General features: G+C 51.3%; 26 protein-coding genes and 1 pseudogene. 9 read left to right on the forward strand and 18 right to left on the reverse strand.

Annotated elements, in window-relative coordinates; all coding sequences use genetic code 11:
• Nucleotides 1-80 precede the first annotated feature (80 nt).
• The 4 genes and pseudogenes from rnt to nemR all read right to left on the reverse strand — a co-directional run bounded on the left by rnt (nt 81) and on the right by nemR (nt 3,050).
• Complete coding sequence (gene rnt, locus HEN33_RS04790) at nt 81-728, reverse strand: ribonuclease T (RefSeq protein WP_001282281.1); 648 nt, start codon at nt 726-728, stop codon at nt 81-83.
• Nucleotides 729-830: 102 nt separating this feature from the next.
• Nucleotides 831-1,238, reverse strand: coding sequence for a lactoylglutathione lyase (gene gloA, locus HEN33_RS04795; protein ID WP_001237796.1), 408 nt, complete (start codon nt 1,236-1,238; stop codon nt 831-833).
• Nucleotides 1,239-1,318: 80 nt separating this feature from the next.
• Nucleotides 1,319-2,414 (reverse strand): annotated as a pseudogene (gene nemA / locus HEN33_RS04800) (N-ethylmaleimide reductase).
• Between the two features lie 36 nt (nt 2,415-2,450).
• Nucleotides 2,451-3,050, reverse strand: a complete 600-nt coding sequence (nemR, locus tag HEN33_RS04805) for a DNA-binding transcriptional regulator NemR (protein ID WP_105271116.1) — start codon at nt 3,048-3,050, stop codon at nt 2,451-2,453.
• A gap of 102 nt (nt 3,051-3,152) precedes the next feature.
• Here nemR and HEN33_RS04810 point away from each other — a divergent pair, with 102 nt between their 5' ends.
• The 3 genes from HEN33_RS04810 to sodC all read left to right on the forward strand — a co-directional run bounded on the left by HEN33_RS04810 (nt 3,153) and on the right by sodC (nt 4,939).
• A complete protein-coding gene (locus HEN33_RS04810) occupies nt 3,153-3,392 on the forward strand; it encodes a DUF1289 domain-containing protein (RefSeq protein WP_000840481.1) in 240 nt (79 codons plus the stop codon).
• Between the two features lie 48 nt (nt 3,393-3,440).
• The gene (locus HEN33_RS04815) at nt 3,441-4,337 is read left to right on the forward strand and encodes an aldo/keto reductase (RefSeq protein WP_000250656.1); all 897 of its coding nucleotides are present in this window, start codon (nt 3,441-3,443) and stop codon (nt 4,335-4,337) included.
• Between the two features lie 80 nt (nt 4,338-4,417).
• The gene (gene sodC, locus HEN33_RS04820) at nt 4,418-4,939 is read left to right on the forward strand and encodes a superoxide dismutase [Cu-Zn] SodC (protein WP_001353183.1); all 522 of its coding nucleotides are present in this window, start codon (nt 4,418-4,420) and stop codon (nt 4,937-4,939) included.
• Here sodC and HEN33_RS04825 read toward each other — a convergent pair whose 3' ends face one another.
• The 3 genes from HEN33_RS04825 to HEN33_RS04835 are packed head-to-tail and all read right to left on the reverse strand — an operon-like array spanning nt 4,940 to nt 8,048.
• On the reverse strand, nt 4,940-6,952 hold the full coding sequence (locus tag HEN33_RS04825) for an FUSC family protein (RefSeq protein WP_176262995.1): 2,013 nt from the start codon (nt 6,950-6,952) through the stop codon (nt 4,940-4,942). It lies immediately after the preceding gene.
• Nucleotides 6,952-7,809 (reverse strand): efflux RND transporter periplasmic adaptor subunit, encoded by an 858-nt coding sequence (locus HEN33_RS04830; protein ID WP_024212231.1) that lies wholly within the window; start codon nt 7,807-7,809, stop codon nt 6,952-6,954. The genes HEN33_RS04825 and HEN33_RS04830 overlap by 1 nt, the downstream gene beginning before the upstream one ends.
• Before the next feature lie 2 nt (nt 7,810-7,811).
• Entirely contained in the window at nt 7,812-8,048 is a 237-nt protein-coding gene (locus HEN33_RS04835; protein WP_000670998.1) for a DUF1656 domain-containing protein, read from the reverse strand.
• Nucleotides 8,049-8,248: 200 nt separating this feature from the next.
• Between HEN33_RS04835 and slyA the strand changes: the two genes are divergently transcribed.
• On the forward strand, nt 8,249-8,683 hold the full coding sequence (slyA, locus tag HEN33_RS04840; RefSeq protein WP_000445640.1) for a transcriptional regulator SlyA: 435 nt from the start codon (nt 8,249-8,251) through the stop codon (nt 8,681-8,683).
• A gap of 46 nt (nt 8,684-8,729) precedes the next feature.
• Here the strand turns inward: slyA and slyB are convergent, their stop codons facing one another.
• The gene (gene slyB / locus HEN33_RS04845) at nt 8,730-9,197 is read right to left on the reverse strand and encodes an outer membrane lipoprotein SlyB (protein WP_000597196.1); all 468 of its coding nucleotides are present in this window, start codon (nt 9,195-9,197) and stop codon (nt 8,730-8,732) included.
• A 273-nt stretch (nt 9,198-9,470) separates the two neighbouring features.
• On the opposite strand from slyB, the gene anmK reads away from it, so the two are divergent.
• The 5 genes from anmK to pdxY all read left to right on the forward strand — a co-directional run bounded on the left by anmK (nt 9,471) and on the right by pdxY (nt 14,047).
• Nucleotides 9,471-10,580 carry an anhydro-N-acetylmuramic acid kinase gene (gene anmK, locus HEN33_RS04850; protein WP_176262996.1) on the forward strand — a complete coding sequence of 370 codons (1,110 nt, stop codon included), beginning with the start codon at nt 9,471-9,473 and terminating at the stop codon, nt 10,578-10,580.
• 97 nt (nt 10,581-10,677) lie between these two features.
• The gene (mliC, locus tag HEN33_RS04855) at nt 10,678-11,007 is read left to right on the forward strand and encodes a C-type lysozyme inhibitor (RefSeq protein WP_000061974.1); all 330 of its coding nucleotides are present in this window, start codon (nt 10,678-10,680) and stop codon (nt 11,005-11,007) included.
• 58 nt (nt 11,008-11,065) lie between these two features.
• A complete protein-coding gene (gene pdxH / locus HEN33_RS04860) occupies nt 11,066-11,722 on the forward strand; it encodes a pyridoxamine 5'-phosphate oxidase (RefSeq protein WP_176262997.1) in 657 nt (218 codons plus the stop codon).
• A 128-nt stretch (nt 11,723-11,850) separates the two neighbouring features.
• The gene (gene tyrS / locus HEN33_RS04865; protein WP_001295400.1) at nt 11,851-13,125 is read left to right on the forward strand and encodes a tyrosine--tRNA ligase; all 1,275 of its coding nucleotides are present in this window, start codon (nt 11,851-11,853) and stop codon (nt 13,123-13,125) included.
• Between the two features lie 61 nt (nt 13,126-13,186).
• A complete protein-coding gene (pdxY, locus tag HEN33_RS04870) occupies nt 13,187-14,047 on the forward strand; it encodes a pyridoxal kinase PdxY (protein ID WP_001302086.1) in 861 nt (286 codons plus the stop codon).
• 43 nt (nt 14,048-14,090) lie between these two features.
• Here pdxY and gstA read toward each other — a convergent pair whose 3' ends face one another.
• The 10 genes from gstA to HEN33_RS04920 all read right to left on the reverse strand — a co-directional run bounded on the left by gstA (nt 14,091) and on the right by HEN33_RS04920 (nt 23,727).
• A complete protein-coding gene (gene gstA, locus HEN33_RS04875; protein WP_000765742.1) occupies nt 14,091-14,696 on the reverse strand; it encodes a glutathione transferase GstA in 606 nt (201 codons plus the stop codon).
• A gap of 105 nt (nt 14,697-14,801) precedes the next feature.
• Entirely contained in the window at nt 14,802-16,304 is a 1,503-nt protein-coding gene (gene dtpA / locus HEN33_RS04880; protein WP_000100942.1) for a dipeptide/tripeptide permease DtpA, read from the reverse strand.
• Between the two features lie 610 nt (nt 16,305-16,914).
• Complete coding sequence (nth, locus tag HEN33_RS04885; protein ID WP_103253684.1) at nt 16,915-17,550, reverse strand: endonuclease III; 636 nt, start codon at nt 17,548-17,550, stop codon at nt 16,915-16,917.
• Nucleotides 17,550-18,245 carry an electron transport complex subunit RsxE gene (gene rsxE / locus HEN33_RS04890; protein WP_032303119.1) on the reverse strand — a complete coding sequence of 232 codons (696 nt, stop codon included), beginning with the start codon at nt 18,243-18,245 and terminating at the stop codon, nt 17,550-17,552. The genes nth and rsxE overlap by 1 nt, the downstream gene beginning before the upstream one ends.
• A 3-nt stretch (nt 18,246-18,248) precedes the next feature.
• Nucleotides 18,249-18,869, reverse strand: coding sequence for an electron transport complex subunit RsxG (gene rsxG / locus HEN33_RS04895; RefSeq protein ID WP_000920784.1), 621 nt, complete (start codon nt 18,867-18,869; stop codon nt 18,249-18,251).
• A gap of 3 nt (nt 18,870-18,872) precedes the next feature.
• On the reverse strand, nt 18,873-19,931 hold the full coding sequence (gene rsxD / locus HEN33_RS04900) for an electron transport complex subunit RsxD (protein WP_176262998.1): 1,059 nt from the start codon (nt 19,929-19,931) through the stop codon (nt 18,873-18,875).
• Nucleotides 19,932-22,058 carry an electron transport complex subunit RsxC gene (gene rsxC / locus HEN33_RS04905; protein ID WP_183083417.1) on the reverse strand — a complete coding sequence of 709 codons (2,127 nt, stop codon included), beginning with the start codon at nt 22,056-22,058 and terminating at the stop codon, nt 19,932-19,934.
• Entirely contained in the window at nt 22,051-22,629 is a 579-nt protein-coding gene (gene rsxB / locus HEN33_RS04910; RefSeq protein WP_000991806.1) for an electron transport complex subunit RsxB, read from the reverse strand. Before rsxB ends, rsxC begins: the two co-directional genes overlap by 8 nt.
• Nucleotides 22,629-23,210: an electron transport complex subunit RsxA gene (gene rsxA / locus HEN33_RS04915; protein WP_000133193.1), complete on the reverse strand. Its 582-nt coding sequence runs from the start codon at nt 23,208-23,210 to the stop codon at nt 22,629-22,631. The genes rsxB and rsxA overlap by 1 nt, the downstream gene beginning before the upstream one ends.
• Before the next feature lie 76 nt (nt 23,211-23,286).
• Nucleotides 23,287-23,727 carry a DUF2569 domain-containing protein gene (locus HEN33_RS04920; protein ID WP_001306099.1) on the reverse strand — a complete coding sequence of 147 codons (441 nt, stop codon included), beginning with the start codon at nt 23,725-23,727 and terminating at the stop codon, nt 23,287-23,289.
• Nucleotides 23,728-23,754: the final 27 nt, after the last annotated feature.

Consider the following 23,754-nt stretch of genomic DNA (forward strand, 5'->3'; position numbering starts at 1 on the left):
CCGTGAATATCATGCATGATGCGTGGAATAGCCTCACTATAGATGCCTGAATCATTGCATGTCATCAGGCATCGACTCGATTACACCTCTTCGGCGGCAGGTAGCGGCCAGCCTCCCAGACGTTTCCAGCGGTTGACGATTTCACAAAACAGCACAGCAGTGCGTTCGGTGTCGTACAGCGCGGAGTGCGCCTGGGTGCTGTCGAAGTCCATGCCAGCGGTCTGGCAAGCCTTTGACAATACGGTTTGTCCGAGTGCCAGCCCGGCCAGTGCAGCAGTGTCAAAAGTGGCGAAAGGGTGGAACGGGTTACGTTTCAGTGAGGCGCGTTCTGCGGCGGCCATCATAAAGCTGTGATCGAAATTGGCGTTGTGCGCCACCATAATGGCGCGGTTACAGCCGCTCGCTTTAATGCCTTTACGTACAACTTTAAAAATTTCGTGCAGCGCCTCGTATTCGCTGACCGCGCCGCGATCGGGATCGTTCGGGTCAATGCCGTTGAAGGCGAGGGCCTCTGGCTGCAAATTTGCGCCGACAAATGGTTCGACGTGGAAATGTAATGTGGTGTCCGGCATCAGCCAGCCTTGTTCATCCATTTTCAGGGTGATGGCGGCAATCTCAAGCAGCGCATCGGTTTTGGCGTTAAATCCGGCTGTTTCAACATCGATCACAACAGGATAAAAACCACGAAAACGGTCGCACAGACCGGTAAGTTGAGCGTTATCGGACATCTGATTCTCTTAATACGGATAAATTGCAGCGCGCATTATGACAAATATTACTTGTCGATGCAGTAAAGATGCGGGCGCGATGAGTTCACGCCCGGCAGGAGATTAGTTGCCCAGACCGCGACCGGCGTCTTTCTCTTCGATTAATTCAATTTTGTAACCGTCCGGATCTTCCACAAACGCGATAACCGTAGTGCCGCCTTTTACCGGACCCGCTTCACGGGTGACGTTACCGCCGTTCTGACGGATTTTTTCGCACGCTTCAGCGGCGTTATCTACGCTAAGCGCGATGTGACCATAAGCAGTGCCGAGTTCGTATTTATCCACGCCCCAGTTGTAGGTCAGTTCAATCACCGCTTCTTCGGTTTCCGGGCCATAGCCAACAAACGCCAGTGAGTATTTGTATTCCGGGTTTTCGCTGGTACGCAGCAGTTTCATGCCCAGTACTTTGGTATAAAAATCGATGGAGCGTTGCAGATCGCCAACGCGCAGCATGGTATGAAGAAGACGCATCTTTATATCCTCAAAATGGCTAACAGATTCAAAATGTTGTTTTAGTATAGCGGCGGCTTTGCGCCGCTCGCAATGTTGGATTACAGCGTCGGGTAATCGGTATAGCCTTCCGCGCCGCCACCGTAGAAACTTTCGGCACGCTGTGGGTTAAGCTCAGCTTTGCGCTGCAAGCGGGCAACCAGATCCGGGTTCGCAATCCAGTCACGACCAAATGCCACCGCATCAATTAACCCTTTGCCGATCAGCGTTTCAGCTTTTTCTACCGTGTATGCCCCTGCGCCGATAATCGGACCGTGGAAACGGGCACGTACTTTTTCGCGGAACGCATCAGTATACGGTTCACCTCCCGCCCAATCTGGTTCTGACATATGCAGATAAGCAATGCCGCGTTTGCCCAGTTGTTCAATCAGATACAGTGCATCGACTTCTTCATTTGGGCCATTATCCGTGTTCTGGAAAGTACCGATTGGCGAAACACGAATGCCAATGCGATCGGCACCCCATTCTTCAATCCCGGCATCGACCACTTCCAGCACCAGACGTGCGCGATTTTCCACGCTGCCGCCGTACTGATCGGTACGATGGTTTGAAGAAGGAGAAAGGAACTGATGCAGTAAATAACCGTGAGCAGAGTGTAGCTCCACCAGATCAAACCCAGCTTCACGGGCGTTAGCGATGGCCTGGCGGAAATCATTGACGATGCCCGGAATCTCTTCCCGTTCCTGCACGTGGCATGGATGTTTCAACGCGGATCGCCTGACCTTTTTCATCGCGCAGAGAAGTACGCGTTCCCGCGCTAAGTGCAGAAGGCGCTACCGGTGCCTGACCGCCAGGCTGCAGGCTGGCGTGAGAAATTCGCCCCGTGTGCCAAAGCTGCACGGCCATGTGACCATTTTCAGCATGGACTCCCGCGGTGATTTTTTTCCATGCGGCAATTTGCTCCGGGCTATGGATGCCAGGCGCACCGGCATATCCTTTTGCCTGGGCAGAAATTTGCGTGGCTTCGCTAATAATCAAACCGGCACTGGCTCGTTGGCGATAGTATTCCGCCATCAACGGGGTAGGGATGTCACCCGGTTCAATACTGCGCAGACGCGTCAGCGGTGCCATAAAAATACGGTTTGCCGCCGTGATCGCGCCCACTTTCAGTGGGGAATACAGTTTTTCAGATGACATAAAGGCTCCCGGTGGTCTGGTGATAAAAAATGCCTGCTAAACGGCAGGCGTCGCAATAATGGTTTTTACATGGGCCAGCGCGTTTTCCAGTGGCTCGAAACTGCGCGAAATTTTGGCCTGCAAATTCGCGCCAAGCCACAGTGCGTAAAGCACTTGTGCCTGTTGCAGCGGTTCGCCACAAAAGGTTAAACAATGGTTCTCACGGCCATTTTCCAGCGCCTGAGAGAGCAGGGCGATTACGCCGCGAGCCCCTTTATCCATCGCGCTGCGCATATCTTCTGACAGATCGCACACTTCGGCAGAGAGTTTTACTGTCAGGCAACCACTGATGGTTCCATGTTGGCAAAACTGGTTCAGTGTTTGCTGGTAATAAGCCAGTATGCGGTCGCGGTAGTTACCTTCGCCGGATTGCAGCAACTCCGTCAGTCGCTGGTGATATGCGGCGTAATGGCGCTCAAGCATGGCAACGCCAAACGCTTCTTTAGAGTGAAAGTAGTGATAGAAGGACCCTTTCGGCACTTCAGCCGTTTTTAGTAATTCGCTTAGCCCCATCCCGGTGAATCCACGTTGCAAGCAAAGTTGCTCGCCCGTCGCCAGGAGATGTTCGCGAGTATCATGTTCGGTGTGTTTGTTCATGCGTTGGAGTGTAGTAGACCAGTCGGTCTAGTGCAAGCAAAGTTGCTACTTTGGGCATTAACAGCTTCAATAGTGGTAATAATCTTATCTGAGGAGGGCGAAGTGGCGGAGCAATTAGAGTTCTTTCCCGTCCAGAGCCCGTGCCGGGGAATTTGCCAGTCTGACGAACGCGGATTTTGTCGCGGCTGTTTTCGTAGCCGTGATGAGCGTTTTAACTGGAATAAAATGAGCGATGGCGAAAAACAAGAGGTGCTACGTCTTTGTCGGCAGCGGTTAATGCGCAAATTACGTGCAAATAAGCCAGCGTCATCAGACGAACCGGAGCAACCATCACTCTTTTGAGCCTAATCTTGCGTATACTCCTCTCATATCTGATAAGAGGAAGCGATTATGGTTCAGCGTATTACTATTGCGCCGCAAGGCCCGGAGTTTTCCCGTTTTGTGATGGGCTACTGGCGATTGATGGACTGGAATATGTCCGCCCGCCAGCTGGTCAGCTTTATTGAAGAGCATCTGGATCTCGGCGTAACTACCGTGGACCACGCTGATATTTATGGCGGCTATCAGTGCGAAGCGGCGTTTGGCGAGGCGCTGAAACTGGCACCTCATCTGCGTGAACGGATGGAAATTGTCAGCAAATGCGGTATCGCGACGACCGCGCGTGAAGAAAACGTCATTGGTCATTATATTACTGACCGCGATCACATCATTAAGAGCGCCGAACAGTCGCTGATTAATCTCGCGACCGATCATCTGGATCTGCTGTTGATCCACCGCCCGGACCCGTTAATGGATGCCGATGAAGTGGCGGACGCGTTTAAACACCTGCATCAGAGCGGCAAAGTTCGCCATTTTGGCGTATCGAACTTTACGCCTGCGCAATTTGCGCTGTTGCAATCACGCCTGCCGTTTACCCTTGCCACTAATCAGGTGGAAATATCCCCGGTGCATCAGCCGTTACTGCTGGATGGCACGCTCGACCAACTGCAACAACTGCGTGTTCGTCCGATGGCGTGGTCTTGCCTTGGTGGTGGTCGTCTGTTTAATGATGATTATTTCCAGCCTCTGCGTGATGAACTGGCTGTGGTGGCGGAGGAGTTAAACGCGGGCTCTATTGAACAGGTGGTTTACGCCTGGGTTTTACGTTTACCGTCGCAGCCGCTGCCGATAATCGGCTCCGGTAAAATTGAGCGCGTGCGAGCAGCTGTTGAAGCAGAAACCCTGAAAATGACTCGCCAACAATGGTTCCGTATCCGTAAAGCGGCACTGGGTTACGACGTACCGTAAGCACTTTTAGGAATAGCCGCCGTTCAAAAATGTGTCACTGGTTTACACTTATTCAGGAATGCACAATGAACGGAGGTCCTATGAAACGTTTTAGTCTGGCTATTCTGGCGCTGGTTGTTGCTACCGGCGCGCAAGCTGCCAGTGAAAAAGTCGAGATGAACCTCGTCACGTCGCAAGGGGTTGGGCAGTCAATTGGTAGCGTCACCATTACTGAAACCGATAAAGGTCTGGAGTTTTCGCCCGATCTGAAAGCATTACCCCCCGGTGAACATGGCTTCCATATTCATGCCAAAGGAAGCTGCCAGCCAGCTACCAAAGATGGCAAAGCCACAGCGGCGGAATCCGCAGGCGGGCATCTTGATCCACAAAATACCGGTAAACATGAAGGGCCAGAAGGTGCTGGGCACTTAGGCGATCTGCCTGCGCTGGTTGTCAATAATGACGGCAAAGCAACCGATGCCGTCATCGCGCCTCGTCTGAAATCACTGGATCAAGTCAAAGATAAAGCGCTGATGATCCACGTTGGTGGCGATAATATGTCCGATCAACCTAAACCGCTGGGCGGTGGCGGTGAACGCTATGCCTGCGGTGTAATTAAGTAATTAAGAGGCCAGCGTACCTTGCGGCGGAGCTTGCTCAAGTTGCGAAAGCGAGCAGTACAGCCGCCAGACAATTGCCGCCAGCTCCTGGGCGGCAGGTTGATGATGACGGGCAAGGCTGTCGCAAATCCGCTGTAATTCTGCAAGTGTGGCCGCCAGTGATTTTTGCTGAACGCCACGCTCACTCATCACTCCACGTAACAATGAAATACAGTTATCCCGTACTCGCGATAACGGATCGGAACGCGATTCCCATTCGCGCAATTGCCAGACAACATGAGAACAGTTCAACAACACCACCCCCCAGCGTAATAACCAACGGCGAGCCAGCGCATCCTGGCTGTTACTTAACTGACTGACGTGATGATAAGTGAGTGATTCAAAATCGCTTTCACTCAGTGTTGGATGGCGGCTTAGCTGATCGACAAAATCCCGGCGCAGCGCGCGAATATGACGACGGCTTTTACGAGCATCCGACCCTGGACGCAAAATGGCGAACGCTAACCACGCCAGCGCGACACCAACGATTTTTGCCAAATTATCGTTAAGAAAATCAGCAAAATCATACACCGGGGGATTAGTGACAGCGATAAACGACCCCATAAATACAATCAGTTGCCCCCACAGTGCGGCAAATTTGGGCATCTGCAATTTAAGAAGCTGCATCGTCGCCAGCAGTGGAAAGAGAAACAGTAAAAATTGCCACAGATCGCTAATCTGGACCATCAGGCCAAATTTGACCACAAAGCTAAATAGCGAAAGTAACACTAGCGTGCGCATTAGCAGTGACAAGGACTTAAACGGTGCCGTGACGGCGGAGTAGAGTACGCAGCTAATTGCGGCCAGTGTTAATGCATTGGCACCGGCATCCCATTGTGAAGCGATACTCCATGCGCCAATTATCATCAATGTACAAAATGTTCGTAGTCCGCTCCACATAGCTTCGGCGTTATCGGTATGACGTGCCAGGCCGGATGTCCGTGGGAGTTTGGCATGATCATCTACGCCGCTTTGCAGACGATGTAATTCCTGACTGCTTTGCAGATAAAGATGGCAAAAATAGCGTAGTCGCTGCCAGAAGGCGACGTGCCGGTAGTCGGCGACGTTGGTCGGGCGTAGCGGGGCAATAATACGTGCGACGGTGTAAACATCTGTTTGCGAACTGGCGAGCGCCGTCAGCAACTGTTCGAGAATTTCTCGTGTGGCACCTGGCGGTGAGGGCCAGTTGAGCAACATACGTCGCAGGCTGGAAATGACGCTGGTCATACGTAATTGCTGGTGGAGCAGCGCATTAAGGCGCGCGTTTTGCTGGCGAAAACGATAGTGACTCCAGAAAGCCTGGATTCGTAGCAAATTCATGGTCAGTATCTGCCCAATCACCCCTTCATGCGCTGTACGAATGGCATCGGTTGTTTCAGGTTGCCAGAGCAAACTGGCATGTTCCAGTAATCGGGCATGCATGTTTTTCAATGCGGTTAAAAGGGCCGTAGCATCGGAACTGCTCGGCAGGATCATCATCATCATGCCACCGCACAAAATACCGACTATCACCTCGCAAACGCGCGCCTGAGCAATATCCCACAGCTGGCTGGCCTCAGTAATATTGACCATCGGAAAGGCGATGATGGCAGCCGTGTAACCCGCCAGTTGAAATGCATACGCGACGTTATTCGTGAAGTGCGCACAGGCCCAGGTACAAAAGCCAATCCATGCTGACATACTCAATAGAAAAAACCACGGCTCGTTGAGCGTATGTCCGGCAAGAAGCAATGCCGCGATGGCTCCCAGCAAACTACCCGCGATGCGTCCGAGGCTTTTGCTGATGACACCGCCAACGGTGGGGAAGCTAACCACCGCTGCCGAGGTCATCGCCCAATAGGGCTCATCGAGATTTAAATAATAGGCAACTGTCAGCGCCAGACACATGGCAAGGGTATTACGTAACGCATAACGCCATTGCGCCAGCGTTGCCCTGAACCAGGGCAAATTGCGCAAGGACCATGACGATGCGTTCATTATTCACCTACGGCAATGCTACAGGTGGTGCCCGACACCAGCGTGACATCGCCTGGGACTTTGTCCAGCGCAAAGCGGACCGGAACACGTTGGGCGAGGCGAACCCAGGGGACGTTAGGTTTCACATCCGGAATAAGGCTTGAGTCACTTTCAACGCTCTGATCATAAATCGCCCGACCGATACTGGAAACGTGACCCTGTAACGTTTTGTTATCACTATAGAGGGTAATTTGTGCTGGTGCCCCTTCACGGATATGGCGCAATTTGGTTTCTTCAAAATAACCAATGACGTAAAACGAGTGGCTGTCGACAAGGGCAAACAGCGGTTTCCCGGTGTCAGCGTAATCGCCGATGCGGGTAGTAAGATTAGTCACCCATCCGCTCACCGGGGCGCGAATTTCCGTTTGCGCCAGTTGCCATTGTGCCTGTTTCAACGTCGCCTGTGCGGCATCAACACTGGCCTGCATCGCTTTAACATTGAGGTTAGCGGTATCGAGTTCTTCGGCAGAAATAAAATTTTGTGAGAGATGGCGACGACGATTCGCTTCGTTATTGGCTTTTGCGAGGTCAGATTGCGCTTTCGCCAGCTGAGCCTGTGCGTTCAGCTCGGCGATCTGAAAGGGCGTTTTATCGATCGTGAGCAGAAGATCCCCCGCGTTAACCAGCTGGTTGTCTTTTATATTCAGCTCAACAATACGTCCCGACACCTGTGGGGTGATAGAAACCTGTTCTGCGCGTATTTTCCCGTCGCGTGTCCACGGAGATTGCATGTAATAATTCCACAGCCACCATCCGGCAAGAACCGCAACTACCGCTACAATGATTGTTGAGAAATACTTAATTGTTTTAATTGACATAGTTACCACGCAATCAGTATTGCCAGGGCAAGGCAAACGCAAATCGCAAACAGCGATAAATCCATTAACAAGGGATGCCAGATGTCACCGGCGTAGATCCAGCCACGAAGCAGGCGGTGTACGACAAGCCAGATGACGAATCCAAACGCGAAGGCTTTGAAAAACGGAGGAAAGTAGACGGACGCACCGAACACCAGATCTTGTAAGGGCAATCCTGTTGCATTGAGCATAAACTTCACAAAGTAGATTCCTTTACGACCGAATATATTGCGTTAGATTAATAAATATTCTTTAAGTGCGAAAAATTTACGCGCAATTTCTGAAAAATATGTCTGACGGTAACCAAATGCAGCAATACATTTGTTTTAGCAATACAATTGCTGCACACTATTCTAAAAGCCGCATAATATCTTAGCAAGCTAATTATAAGGAGATGAAATTGGAATCGCCACTAGGTTCTGATCTGGCACGGTTGGTGCGCATATGGCGTGCTCTGATAGACCATCGCCTGAAACCGCTGGAGTTAACACAAACCCATTGGGTTACGTTACACAATATCCATCAGTTACCTCCAGACCAGTCGCAAATTCAACTGGCAAAAGCGATTGGCATCGAGCAGCCATCACTGGTCCGTACTCTGGACCAACTGGAAGAAAAAGGGTTAATTTCGCGTCAAACTTGTGCCAGCGATCGTCGGGCTAAACGTATTAAACTGACGGAAAAGGCAGAGCCGCTGATCAGCGAAATGGAAGCTGTTATTAACAAAACCCGCGCGGAAATTTTACATGGCATCTCCGCAGAGGAACTGGAACAACTGATTAAGCTCATCGCAAAACTTGAGCATAATATCATTGAGTTACAGGCCAAAGGGTGAAATAAAGGGGGCGTGTGGTCAGTAACCTGACCACACGCAAACTTATTTAGCGCGGGGAAACGGTCACCTGACTGCCATTGCTGGCCAGTACGACACGTTGGCCCGGAGAGAAACGAGTGTTGCCTTGTTTCTGTACCACCATGATGGTATTACCATCGTCTTTACGAATTTCCAGCTCGACACCCTGCGTTTTGTTCATTGCACTCTGTACGCCCTGACCGGCTACGCCACCTGCAACAGCGCCTGCAGCAGTAGCCAGAGAACGCCCGGTTCCGCCACCAACAGTATTCCCCAGGAAACCACCAAGAACAGCACCGCCAATTGCGCCGATAACGTTGGAATCATCACCGCCCTGAATCTGTACCGGACGTACGTTAACGATGGTGCCATAGCTGACATTCTGTACTTGTTTCGCTTCAGAAGCGGTATAAACATCCCCTGACAGGGTGTCGTTATTAACACAACCGACAAGAGACAGACCTACCATTGAAACAACCAATACGCGTTTAATCATTGAAAAATCTCCTGTTCACCATGAAACGCCACGCAAGCATCCCTCATGGTCAAAGTATATGGCATATGTGAATCCATGGTTACATGTTCTACCAAATATGAGCAAATCATAATGAAAGTAGGATCAACCAATTATAAACAAAACATTCATGATGATTATTGATTTGAAGATAATGTTTTACTACCAACGGTAAAAATCGGTCATTCCGCATAGTATTCACGAAAAGTTTATGTTTGAGTGGTGCGCAAACGTCAGATTGAAAAAGGATGAACTATGAAATCGGGCCGCTTTATTGGCGTTATGTCAGGCACCAGCCTTGATGGTGTTGATGTTGTGTTGGCGACAATTGATGAACACCGGGTCGCACAGCTGGCAAGTTTGAGCTGGCCGATCCCGGTGTCTCTGAAACAGGCTGTACTGGATATTTGCCAGGGCCAGCAGCTTACACTTTCGCAGTTTGGACAGCTTGATACTCAACTCGGGCGACTTTTTGCTGATGCGATCAATGCCTTGCTTAAGGAACAAAACCTGCAGGCGAAAGATATCGTTGCGATCGGCTGTCACGGTCAAACCGTCTGGCATGAACCGACGGGCGTGGCACCACACACTTTACAGATTGGCGATAACAATCAAATTGTGGCACGCACCGGAATTACGGTTGTCGGTGATTTTCGCCGTCGAGATATTGCCTTGGGAGGACAAGGCGCACCGCTGGTACCTGCGTTCCATCATGCGCTGCTGGCTCATCCAACCGAGCGACGAATGGTGCTCAATATTGGTGGCATCGCCAATCTGTCACTGCTCATTCCTGGGCAGCCGGTAGGGGGCTACGATACCGGCCCTGGTAACATGCTGATGGATGCCTGGATCTGGCGTCAGGCAGGTAAACCTTACGATAAAGATGCCGAGTGGGCACGGGCGGGTAAAGTCATTCTCCCACTGCTGCAAAATATGCTCAGCGACCCGTATTTCTCGCAACCTGCACCGAAAAGCACCGGACGCGAATACTTTAACTACGGCTGGCTGGAGCGCCATTTGCGCCATTTTCCGGGTGTTGATCCCCGTGATGTACAGGCGACACTGGCAGAACTCACCGCCGTGACCATTTCTGAACAAGTTTTGTTGAGCGGTGGCTGCGAACGATTGATGGTATGTGGTGGAGGAAGTCGTAATCCGCTACTCGTGGCGCGTCTGGCGGCATTACTGCCAGGCATAGAAGTCACCACCACCGATGCCGTTGGCATTAGTGGCGATGACATGGAAGCATTGGCTTTCGCCTGGCTTGCCTGGCGGACGCTGGCGGGATTACCAGGAAATCTGCCTTCCGTCACTGGCGCAAGCCAGGAGACGGTACTGGGGGCTATTTTCCCCGCTAACCTGTGATATCAGAGTTAACTGAATTTTTCTTACCGCGTCTGCCGTTACACTTGGAACGTTAGGGAGGGCGTATTGCCCTCCGGACCAGGAAAGTCTTCGGGATATGTCTATGAAAAAACTGTTACTGATCTGTTTGCCGGTCCTTCTCACCGGCTGTAGCGCGTTCAATCAACTGGTTGAGCGCATGCAAACCGATACGCTGGAATACCAGTGTGATGAAAAACCGTTGACGGTCAAACTGAATAATCCGCGCCAGGAAGTCAGTTTTGTTTACGATAATCAACTACTGCATCTCAAACAGGGCATTTCTGCGTCTGGTGCACGTTACACCGACGGTATCTATGTTTTCTGGTCGAAAGGCGAGGAAGCGACTGTCTATAAACGCGACCGCATCGTACTGAATAACTGTCAGTTACAAAATCCACAGCGTTGAGATTTTTCCAGGGGCGGCGCACAATAGCGTCACCCACTGACAATCCGTAAAGAAAACCATGTCTGATAACGACGAATTGCAGCAAATCGCGCATCTGCGCCGTGAATACACCAAAGGCGGATTACGCCGCCGCGATCTTCCCGCCGATCCATTAACCCTTTTTGAACGCTGGCTCTCTCAGGCGTGTGAAGCCAAACTGGCGGACCCTACCGCGATGGTGGTCGCTACCGTGGATGAACATGGTCAGCCTTATCAGCGCATCGTTTTACTCAAACATTACGACGAAAAAGGCATGGTGTTTTACACCAACCTTGGCAGCCGAAAAGCACATCAAATCGAAAATAATCCGCGTGTTAGCCTGTTGTTCCCGTGGCATACCCTTGAGCGCCAGGTGATGGTGACCGGTAAAGCGGAACGACTTTCGACTCTCGAAGTGATGAAATATTTTCATAGTCGCCCACGTGATAGCCAGATTGGTGCATGGGTTTCGAAGCAGTCCAGTCGCATTTCTGCCCGCGGTATCCTTGAAAGTAAATTCCTGGAGCTGAAGCAGAAGTTTCAACAGGGCGAAGTGCCATTGCCGAGTTTTTGGGGCGGTTTTCGCGTCAGCCTTGAACAGATTGAGTTCTGGCAGGGCGGTGAGCATCGCCTGCATGACCGCTTTTTGTACCAGCGTGAAAATGATGCGTGGAAGATTGATCGTCTTGCCCCCTGAAAAGATGCAAAAATCTTGCTTTAATCGCTGGTACTCCTGATTCTGGCACTTTATTCTATGTCTCTTTCGCATCTGGCGAAAAGTCGTGTACCGGCAAAGGTGCAGTCGTTATATACATGGAGATTTTGATGGCAAGCAGTAACTTGATTAAACAATTGCAAGAGCGGGGGCTGGTAGCCCAGGTGACGGACGAGGAAGCGTTAGCAGAGCGACTGGCGCAAGGCCCGATCGCGCTCTATTGCGGCTTCGATCCTACCGCTGACAGCTTGCATTTGGGGCATCTTGTTCCATTGTTATGCCTGAAACGCTTCCAGCAGGCGGGCCACAAGCCGGTTGCGCTGGTAGGCGGCGCGACGGGGCTGATTGGCGACCCGAGCTTCAAAGCTGCTGAGCGTAAGCTGAACACCGAAGAAACTGTTCAGGAATGGGTGGACAAAATCCGCAAGCAGGTTGCCCCGTTCCTCGATTTCGACTGTGGAGAAAACTCTGCTATCGCGGCGAACAACTATGACTGGTTCGGCAATATGAATGTGCTGACCTTCCTGCGCGATATTGGCAAACACTTCTCCGTTAACCAGATGATCAACAAAGAAGCGGTTAAGCAGCGTCTCAACCGTGAAGATCAGGGGATTTCGTTCACTGAGTTTTCCTACAACCTGTTGCAGGGTTATGACTTCGCCTGTCTGAACAAACAGTACGGTGTGGTGCTGCAAATTGGTGGTTCTGACCAGTGGGGTAACATCACTTCTGGTATCGACCTGACCCGTCGTCTGCATCAGAATCAGGTGTTTGGCCTGACCGTTCCGCTGATCACCAAAGCAGACGGCACCAAATTTGGTAAAACTGAAGGCGGCGCAGTCTGGTTGGATCCGAAGAAAACCAGCCCGTACAAATTCTACCAATTCTGGATCAACACTGCGGATGCGGACGTTTACCGCTTCCTGAAGTTCTTCACCTTTATGAGCATTGAAGAGATCAACGCGCTGGAAGAAGAAGATAAAAACAGTGGTAAAGCACCGCGCGCCCAGTATGTACTGGCGGAACAGGTGACACGTCTGGTTCACGGTGAAGAAGGTTTGCAGGCGGCAAAACGTATTACCGAATGCCTGTTCAGCGGTTCCTTGAGTGCGCTGAGTGAAGCGGACTTCGAACAGCTGGCGCAGGACGGCGTACCGATGGTTGAGATGGAAAAAGGCGCAGACCTGATGCAGGCGCTGGTCGATTCTGAACTGCAACCTTCCCGTGGTCAAGCTCGTAAAACTATCGCCTCCAATGCCATCACCATTAACGGTGAAAAACAGTCCGATCCTGAATACTTCTTTAAAGAAGAAGATCGTCTGTTTGGTCGTTTTACCTTACTGCGTCGCGGCAAAAAGAATTACTGTCTGATTTGCTGGAAATAATGCATTAAGTGGAAAGGGGGAGTGAGAAATCACTCCCCCTGGTTTTTATACAGGGAACATGATGAAAAATATTCTCGCTATCCAGTCTCACGTTGTTTATGGTCATGCGGGTAACAGTGCGGCAGAGTTTCCGATGCGCCGCCTGGGCGCGAACGTCTGGCCGTTGAACACCGTTCAATTTTCTAATCACACTCAATACGGCAAATGGACTGGCTGCGTGATGCCGCCCAGCCATTTAACCGAAATTGTGCAAGGCATTGCCGCCATTGATAAATTACACACCTGTGATGCCGTATTAAGTGGCTATCTGGGTTCGGCGGAGCAGGGTGAACATATCCTCGGTATCGTTCGTCAGGTGAAAGCAGCGAATCCGCAGGCGAAATATTTTTGCGATCCGGTAATGGGTCATCCGGAAAAAGGCTGTATCGTTGCACCGGGTGTCGCAGAGTTTCATGTGCGTCACGGTTTGCCTGCCAGCGATATCATTGCGCCGAATCTGGTTGAGCTGGAGATACTCTGTGAGCATCCGGTAAATAACGTCGAAGAAGCGGTTCTGGCAGCGCGTGAACTCATTGCGCAAGGGCCACAAATTGTGTTGGTTAAACACCTGGCGCGGGCTGGCTACAGCCGTGACCGTTTTGAAATGCTGCTGGTTACCGCCGATGAAGCCTGGCATATCAGCCGTCCGCTGGTGGATTTTGGTATGCGCCAACCGGTAGGTGTCGGTGATGTGACGAGCGGTTTACTGCTGGTGAAACTGCTTCAGGGGGCAACGCTGCAGGAGGCCCTGGAACATGTGACCGCTGCAGTATACGAAATCATGGTGACCACCAAAGCAATGCAGGAATATGAGCTGCAAGTGGTTGCTGCTCAGGATCGTATTGCCAAACCAGAACATTATTTCAGCGCAACAAAGCTCTGAAATATCTCATTTCGGCCCACAACAACCTGTGGGCCGATGGCTATTACTTTAAGCCTTCCGCTGACAGCGCGTCTTGTACTTCCGGACGTTCAGCCATACGTTGCATAAATGCCGCGATGTGCTCTAACCCTTCCAGATTCAGTTTCACCGCGTATGCCCAGCGCAGAACCGTAAACAGATAGGCATCGGCAATCGTAAATCGTTGCCCGCAGATCCAGTGCTCATCCTTCAGTGCATCGTTCACATATTGCAGTTTCTTCTCCAGCTGCGCGCGAACAGTGGGTTTGTACTCTTCCGGTGTATCAGGACGAAACAGAGGCGTGAAACCTTTATGCAGCTCGGTGGCGATGTAATTCAGCCATTCGATGGTTTTATAGCGGGAAATACTGTTTACCGGTGCCAGCAACTGGCGGTCGGGGACGCTGTCGGCAAGATACTGCATAATTGCTACGCCTTCCGTCAGCAAAGTACCATCGTCCAGCAGCAATGCAGGCACCTGTCCCTTAGGGTTAACGGCAAAGTAATCGTCACCGTTTTCGAGACGTTTTTTCATTAAATCCACACTGACGAGCGTAAAATCCTTTCCGCTCTCACGCAGGGTGATATGGGAAGCGAGAGAGCAGGCGCCCGGTTTGTAGAACAATTTCATCGGTAACTCCTTTTGTCTGTGGTTTAAAGTATGGTAGTGCGTTGCTGAACAAAAAAAAAGCCGCTAACGAAAAGTTAGCGGCTTGTAAAAGAGTTTCCCTGAATTTTACGCTACAGCAGCTTTCGCCGCTTTGTCTGCAGCGTCATCCTGCGTCATGCGGTGCAGTTTCGGCGCGGTCAGCAGCATCAGTACTGCAATAACGGCAGTAGCGACACCAATCTGCAAGAATACGCGACCATAGACTTCCAGTGACATCAGTGGATCGGTAACGTTATCCGGCACAGCCATCATACCCGCAACATAACCACCAATCAGGTTTGCACCGGCAGTGGTCAGGAACCAGCTACCCATAATGAAGCCCATCAGACGCTGCGGAACGAGTTGTGCAACCATTGCCAGACCCAGACCAGAGATCATAAGTTCCCCGATACTCTGCAGGCCATAGCTTGCGACCAGCCAGCTTACAGACACGATACCTGCGTCAGACGCGAATTTTGCACCCAGCGGCAGAATCAGGAACGCACCAGAACACATCACCATACCGATTGCAAACTTAGTTGGCATCGGCAGGGTATCGCCCATCTTGTTATAGATAGCGGCCAGAATCGGGCTACCAATGATGATCCAGAACGGGTTCAGTGCCTGATACTGCTCAGGTTCTACGGCCAGGCCCAGAATGGTGTGTTCAACGTTACGAATCGCAAAGAAGTTCAGTGACGTTGGCATCTGGCTGTACAGCACGAAGAAGATAATGGCTTCGAGCATCAGGATGAAGGCAACGATCATTTTACGACGCGCAGCACCTTTCATCGCGAAGGCTTCTTTACCGAAGATAACCACGATACCAAAGGCAACAACGCCCAGCGCCATACGCGCAACTTCCTGATTGTGCAGCAGCCAGGTGGCGATAGCGATCAGCGCCACAACACCAATAATGGTCAGCAGCAGGTTACGGTAGTTGATAGGCTCGAAGTCTGGTTTTGAACCGTACTGTTTAACCCAGCGTTGGCAGAAGGCGAAGTTAACGATAGTGATCAGCAGACCGACTACGCTCAACGCAAACGCAACACTCCAGCCGTATTTCGCGGCCAGCCACGGGGTGGCGATCATAGAGAAGAAAGAGCCGATGTTGACGGACATGTAGTACATGGTGAATGCACCGTCCAGACGCGGGTCGTTTTTCTCATAGCATGTAGAAAGCAGAGAAGACGGGTTAGCTTTAAACAGGCCGTTACCGACCGCAATAGCCGCCATACCCATATAAACGATACCGGCGTCGTGACCAGACCAGGCAACCAGAGCATAACCAATCGCCAGCACAATAGCGCCAAGCATAATTACGCGTTTAGTACCCAGTACTTTGTCACCTAACCAGCCGCCGATAGCGACCAGACCATAAACCAGAGCACTAAAGGAAGAGAAAAGGGTGATTGAATCCGCTTCAGACATACCCAGTTGTTTAACCAGGTAAACAGCCATAATTCCTTGTAGGCCGTAATAACCAAAACGTTCCCATAACTCAATCGAGAAGATGAGATAGAACGCCTTCGGTTGTTTGAAAGCGTTCAAACTGACGCTTTCAGTTGGTTTTTGGTTTGCAGTGGACACTTTTACCTCTTTTTTTACATCCCATATTAACGGGGGTGCTTTCTCGCGTTATGCCTAAAAAACATACGCGCAATTGTTATAGTGGGAGGGGAAACGGCAGGTAATGTTCACTATCTTGCACTTTCAGACAAGTCCTTTGTAATAATCTGTTACATATAACTGAGGCGGGGAATTCAACCATTCCGGGAAATGTTATCCAGCGTTAAATTTTTCAAAAAACGTAACGGCAGATTTTTTCACTACCCTGAGAGGGGGATGATGGCTTAACGGCGATATGTTCTGCTATTTAGCGTTTTTCCTAGTGAGATAGTCCAGTTTCTGAAAAATAGCCAGTGTAATGTTTTGTAGGTCAATATTTGTTGCGTGTGTAAATTTAAATGATTTTAACCTAGTTCTTGCAATGTTTTTACATTGCCACAGCATCGTGATCTTGATCACGAATGAATAGAAAATTTCGCTATTAAAAAAACAATTAACCTGCATTTTTGGTTATCCGCAAACGGATTACCTGATGATAACGCTAAGCAATGGCATCATTGACGTTAAAAAGATGTTTTAAAAGAGGATAAAGAAAGGTTATCAATGGGGTAATCGGTGTTACCCCTTTTCTTCAGATGTCAACTTTCTCTTTGTATTCACAAAGATCTTCAATAATACAAGAGCCACAGCGAGGCTTGCGGGCAATACAGGTATAACGCCCGTGCAGGATCAACCAATGGTGGCAGTCGACTTTAAACTCTGCCGGAACCACTTTCAGTAGCTTTTCTTCTACCTGTTCGACGTTTTTCCCCGGCGCAAATTGAGTACGATTACAAACGCGGAAAATGTGCGTGTCGACAGCAATAGTCGGCCAGCCGAATGCGGTGTTTAATACGACGTTGGCTGTTTTACGACCTACACCAGGCAGGGCTTCAAGCGCAGCACGATCTTCAGGCACCTCGCCATTATGCTGTTCCAGTAAGATACGGCAGGTTTTGATGATATTTTCTGCTTTGCTGTTATAAAGGCCAATAGTTTTGATATAGTTTTTCACCCCTTCGACGCCCAGCTCAAGCATCGCTGCAGGCGTATTCGCTACCGGGTAAAGTTTTGCCGTCGCCTTATTAACGCTGACATCGGTGGCCTGAGCGGAAAGCAGCACGGCAATCAGCAATTCAAAAGGCGAACTGAAATTAAGCTCAGTAGTGGGATGAGGATTGTTCTCACGCAGGCGGGTGAGGATCTCCAGGCGTTTTGCTTTGTTCATCAGACATTCCCTGTTTCACCGTTTGGCAATGCACCTTCGGCAGCTGCTTCAGCACGGCGCTTTTTCATTCTTTCATCAATCAGGTATTTTCCTGCCAGCATCAGTCCCAGGCCAATAAATGCACCTGGTGGCAGCATTGCCAGCAGGAAAGGGGAGTCGGTGTGGAAAATCTCCACGCGTAATACTTTGGCCCAGCTACCTAACAGCGCATCTGCACCGTCAAACAACGTGCCATTGCCGATAATTTCGCGTAGTGAACCCAGCACGAACATGGCGCAGGTTGCGCCCATACCAATTGAAAAGCCGTCCAGTGCCGAAAGCGCCGGACCTTTTTTTGCGGCGAAGGCTTCAGCGCGGCCCACAACGATACAGTTAGTGACAATCAGCGGAATAAAAATCCCTAACGATTGATACAGACCAAAGGCGTAGGCGTTGATCAGCATCTGTACAGCGCTGACCACCGAGGCGATGATCATCACGTAAATGGGAATGCGGATCTCGGCTGGGGTCCAGTGGCGCAGCGTCGAAATGGTCAGATTGGTCAGCGTCAGCACCAGCGTTGTCGCAAGTCCTAAACCCAGGGCGTTGGTGGCAGTGGACGTGACCGCCAGCAGCGGACAAAGGCCGAGCAACTGGACCAGCGCAGAGTTGTTTTTCCACAACCCCTGAACAATAACGTCTTTAATTTCGCTCACGCTTTATTCTCCACAGGCAGGAAGTTGAGAAAGTTGTGCCGGTAACGTCTGCGCGTACAATCCGGCGCGTTTTACCGCATTTACCACCGCGCGCGGAGTAATCGTCGCGCCGGTGAACTGGTCGAAATCACCACCATCTTTCTTCACCGCCCAGTGCGCATCATCCGCACCACTGATTTTTTTACCCGCAAAATGGGTGATCCAGTCAGAAAGGCGCAGTTCGATTTTATCGCCAAGCCCTGGCGTTTCGTGGTGCTCTGTCACGCGCGTGCCTAGTACCGTGCCGTTAAAATCGGCTCCCACCAGCAGCTGAATCGCACCAGAATAGCCATCTGGCGCGGTTGCTTCCAGAACGGCGGCTACCGGTTTGTCATCCTGTTTGGCGATGTAAACCCGATGCTCACCTTTACCTAACTCTGGCGCAGTTACCAGATAGCAACTCTGTGCCAGCGCATTGTTATAGCGTTCGGCTGGCAGCACCTGATCAAATAACGCCTTTTGTTGCAGACTGGCCTGTTCAGCAATTGTCGTTTTGGTCATCTGGTTGATGGCCGCAGTTAACCCTGTAGAACCCGCTGCAAATAGTGCCAGTGTAATGCCGTGTTTTCGGATAGTTTTCAGCATGGTTTACCCTTTGCGATGGCCGTAGACGCGCGGACGCGTGTAGTAATCGATCAGAGGAACCGTGATGTTCGCCAGCAGGACGGCAAAAGCCACGCCGTCAGGATAGCCGCCGAAACTGCGGATCAACCAGACTAATAAACCCGCCAGCGCGCCGAAAATAAGACGACCACGATTGGTCGTAGAAGCGGTAACCGGGTCAGTCAAAATAAAGAATGCGCCGAGCATGGTCGCTCCAGACAGCAGATGAATTTGCGGTGCTGCCAGTGTTTCTGGTGAGAACAACCAGCCCAACGTTGCGCATAACGCCAGCGTTACTAAGAAGCTGAGGGGAATATGCCAGCGAATCGCTTTCTGCCATAGCAACCACACGCCGCCAGCCAGCCAGGCGAGATTCACCCATTGCCAGCCTGCACCCGCGAGAATACCGCTGTAGATAGGATATTGCATAATCTGTTCAACCGAATGACCGGCGCGGACAGAGGTTTTGAATGTATCCAGCGGTGTTGCCTGACTTATGCCATCAATACCTAAGCGTAGTGTGTTCATATCATTGCCACTGGTGGTATGACCGCTGAAAATAACCTGTACGGCGTCGATAAAACCAGGGATGTTGACCGCAATGTCATGCGGCGGTAACCAGCTGGTCATCTGCACCGGGAAGGAGATCAGTAAGACCACATAACCAATCATTGCCGGATTAAACGGGTTTTGCCCCAGACCGCCATACAACTGTTTAGCGATGATCACCGCAAACACCGTACCCAGTACGACCATCCACCATGGCGCGAGGGGGGGAATACTTACCGCCAGCAATAAGCCTGTCAGCAATGCTGAGTTATCTTTCAACGTTGCGGCTACTGATTGCTTGCGTAGTTTGAGTACGAGAGCTTCGGCTAACAGAGCACTGACCGACGCCAACAGGATCTGAACGAGAGTACCCCAACCAAAAAACCACACTTGCGCTGCGATTCCTGGCACGGCTGCGAGCAACACCAACAGCATAATGCGCGATGTTTGGCGCTGGTTATGGGTATAAGGGGAGCTAGCTATTCTGAATACCATTTAGTCCTCGTTTACAACCTTTTGCTGGGCGGCTTTTTTGGCCTGAACGCGGGCAATAGCCGCGGCAACTGCCGCTTTGCGCGGATCAACCTGTTCTTCTGGTACCGCATTAGCCTGTTGCTGTTCCCGCTTGCGTGCTTTGGCGCGTGCAATAGCCGCTTCGACGGCAGCTTTGCGCGGATCAACCTGTTCTTCTGGCTCCGCATTAGCCTGTTGCTGTTCCAGTTTGCGCGCTTTGGCACGGGCAATAGCGGCTTCGACGGCAGCTTTGCGCGGATCGACCTGTTGTTCTGGTTCCGCATTAGCCTGTTGCTGTTCCAGCTTGCGTGCTTTGGCACGGGCAATAGCGGCTTCGACGGCGGCTTTTCGCGGATCGACCTGTTCTTCTGGTTCCGCATTAGCCTGTTGCTGTTCCAGCTTGCGCGCTTTGGCGCGGGCGATAGCGGCTTCAACTGCGGTTTTACGTGGATCAGCAACGGTTGCTGCGTCGTTAGTTTGCTGCAGTTCTGCCTGTTTCGCTCTGGCTTGCGCTTTACGGGCTTCCCGTGCTGCAATAATTGCGCTGTTATCCGGGCGTTCGCCCGCTTTAATCACAATAGGCTGTGTAGCCTGGGCCTGTTTCTCTTTCACCCGCGCCAGAGCGGCAGCAATCGCATCTTTATCTTTGGCTGCAGGTTGAACGGCTGCGCTCTTATGTCGTTCAAGGCGAGCCGCTTTTTCGCGCTCCAGACGAGCCTGGCGCGCTTCGAAACGCGCTTTGGCTTCTGCGGCGCGCTTTTCTTCCTGACGAATAGCCGCAATTTCAGCTTTTTCCTGACGGAAATATTGCACCAGGGGAATATTGCTCGGGCAAACCCACGCGCAAGCCCCACATTCAATGCAGTCGGCAATGTTATGCGAGGTGGCTTTATCGTGTTGCTGACCTTTGCTGAACCAGTACAACTGTTGCGGCAAAAGATCCGCAGGGCAGGCGTCAGCACAGGCGCTACAACGGATGCAATTTTGTTCTTCCTGTGGTTCGCCAAGCTCATTGGCAGAGGGAGCCAACAGACAGTTGGTAATCTTTACGACCGGGACATCCAGCCATGGCAAGGTAAAGCCCATTAGCGGGCCGCCCATAATCACCATTTGATCGGCAGAGGGGCAGAATCCGGCATCATTCAATAAATGACGCACTGGCGTACCCAGCCGTGCCCAGACGTTGCCCGGGCGTGCGATTGCTTCGCCAGTCAGGGTCACGACACGCTCGGTAATCGGTTCGCCATCGATAACGGCACGTTTCACTGCATAAGCAGTGCCGACGTTTTGCATTAATACGCCGATATCGGATGAACGCCCGCCATGTGGAACCTGCTTCCCGGTCAGAATGTAGGTTAATTGTTTAGCACCGCCAGAAGGATATTTGGTTGGAATCACCCGCAGAGAAATATCGTGAGAGTCCGCCAGCACCGCGCGCAGCATGGAAATCGCCTGCGGTTTGTTATCTTCAATGCCGATAAGAATTTCGCGTGGCTGCAGAATATGCGCAAGAATGCGAATACCCTCTACGACCTGAGCCGCGCAATCCTGCATCAAACGGTCATCGGCGGTAATGTACGGCTCGCACTCAGCAGCGTTGATAATCAACGTTTCAATCTTATCTCCGCCGCCCTGCAATTTAACGCCTGTCGGGAATCCCGCACCACCCAGCCCGGCAACACCAAACTGATGAATGCGCTCGATTAACTCTTCGCGACTGCGAGAGCGATAATCGTCCCAGCCGTCGCGCGGGATCCAGCAGTCTTCGCCATCGGCATCAATAATCACGCTTAATTCAGCTAAAGCTGAAGGATGAGCCGTAGAGTGGGGCGCAATAGCCGTAACGGTACCCGAGGTGGGCGCGTGAACTGGCAGCATTTTGCCGCGTCCACGGGTAAGCGGCTGGCCGCGCAGTACTTTATCGCCGACGCTAACGCACAACTCACCTTCAGCGCCAATATGTTGTTTCAGTGGTATGACAAAACGCTGCGCCAGTGGTACCTGGCGCAGGGGCGTACCGTTGGACTGGGTTTTCATCTCCGGTGGATGGATGCCGCCGTTGAAATCCCAGATTTTATTTTTTCTGAATGCAGAGAATAACTTAAGCATGGTGTTCCACGGGAATGATACGCACGGGAATGGTGTTCAGATCCCATTTCCAGGAGTCAGGTGTTTCTGCAACCGGTTGCAACGAGATGCAGTGCGTCGGGCACGGATCAACACATAAATTGCAGCCCGTACAGAGATCACTCATTACCGTATGCATGGCGCGGGTAGCGCCAACGATGGCGTCTACCGGACACGCCTGAATACATTTAGTGCAGCCAATACAGTTATTTTCATCAATAAACGCCACCATCCGCGCAGGCGTTAGCTCTTGCGCTTCGCCATCCAGCGGCTGTGGCTCGACATTAAGCAACTCAGCAATTTTTAGCATCACAGCTTCGCCACCTGGGGCGCAGCGGTTAATTTTTTCACCGTTACAGCTGATGGCTTCCGCGTAGGGGCGACAGCCGGGATAACCGCATTGACCACACTGGCTCTGCGGTAAGATTTCGTCAATTTTCTCAACGACCGGATCGTCTTCCACCGCAAAACGGCGGGAGGCATAACCCAGAATGGCGCCGAACGCCAGGCCCAGCAGGCTCACGGCGGCAACGGCAATCCAGATAGCATTCATTACAACTTCACCAAACCACTAAAGCCCATAAAGGCCAGAGACATAAGACCTGCGGTAATTAACGCAATGGCATTACCGCGAAAAGGTGCCGGGACATCAGCCACAGCAAGGCGTTCGCGGATGGCGGCGAAGAGCACCATCACCAGCGAGAAACCGACAGCGGCGGAAAAACCGTACAGCGCCGACTGCAAGAAATTGTGCCCGAGATTGATATTCAGCAACGCCACGCCGAGCACTGCACAGTTGGTGGTGATAAGCGGCAAAAAAATCCCCAGCAGACGGTAAAGCACCGGGCTGGTTTTGCGCACCACCATCTCGGTGAACTGCACAACCACAGCAATCACCAGAATAAACGCCAGGGTGCGCAGGTAAATCAGATTAAGCGGGATCAAAATCCACGTATCGATAAGCCAGGCGCAAATAGACGCCAGCGTCATCACAAACGTTGTAGCCAGCCCCATGCCCATCGCGGTTTCCAGCTTTTTGGAAACCCCCATAAACGGACAGAGACCGAGAAACTTGACCAGTACAAAGTTATTGACCAGTACAGTTCCGACAAACAGTAACAGGTAGTCAGTCATTTTTCGGCCTGAAATAAAAAAGCCGCCTATTATCCGTTAATCCAGAGCAGGCGACAACAGGTTAACTGTAAGGTTATTACGGATTCACAAACGTCGCTTTCACCCGCGACGAGCGTTTAAAATAGGGGACGATCAATGCGGTTGCCAACAAAGTAAACAGTAACTGGCGAACGGCTATGCCATCTTCCACGGGTGAAAAAGCGAACGCTTTTACTGCCAGCAATACGGAAATAAGCAGCCAGATAATATAGTGTTTAGGAACACAACGCCGACGTTTAAAGAAAGCGATGGTCAACCACAGTGTGTAATACCACATGGCGATAGCGGTAATAAAAGAAACGCCCCATAAGATTTGTGTCGTCAGTGCTTGTTCGCCGAGCGTTTGAAATGTTTGCGGAGAAGATAACGCAGCGGTATACAGCAACAACGCCAGCGTCGTACTTAACAGAGCGACTAAAAGCCAGGCCAATGGGCCAAGCAACCAGCCTCCAATACGTTGTGGCGTTGTGGTGGTCATAGGTTCTCCATAATAGCGACGCAAACA

Source organism: Escherichia sp. 94.0001 (assembly GCF_013369155.2).
GTDB lineage: Bacteria > Pseudomonadota > Gammaproteobacteria > Enterobacterales > Enterobacteriaceae > Escherichia > Escherichia coli_F.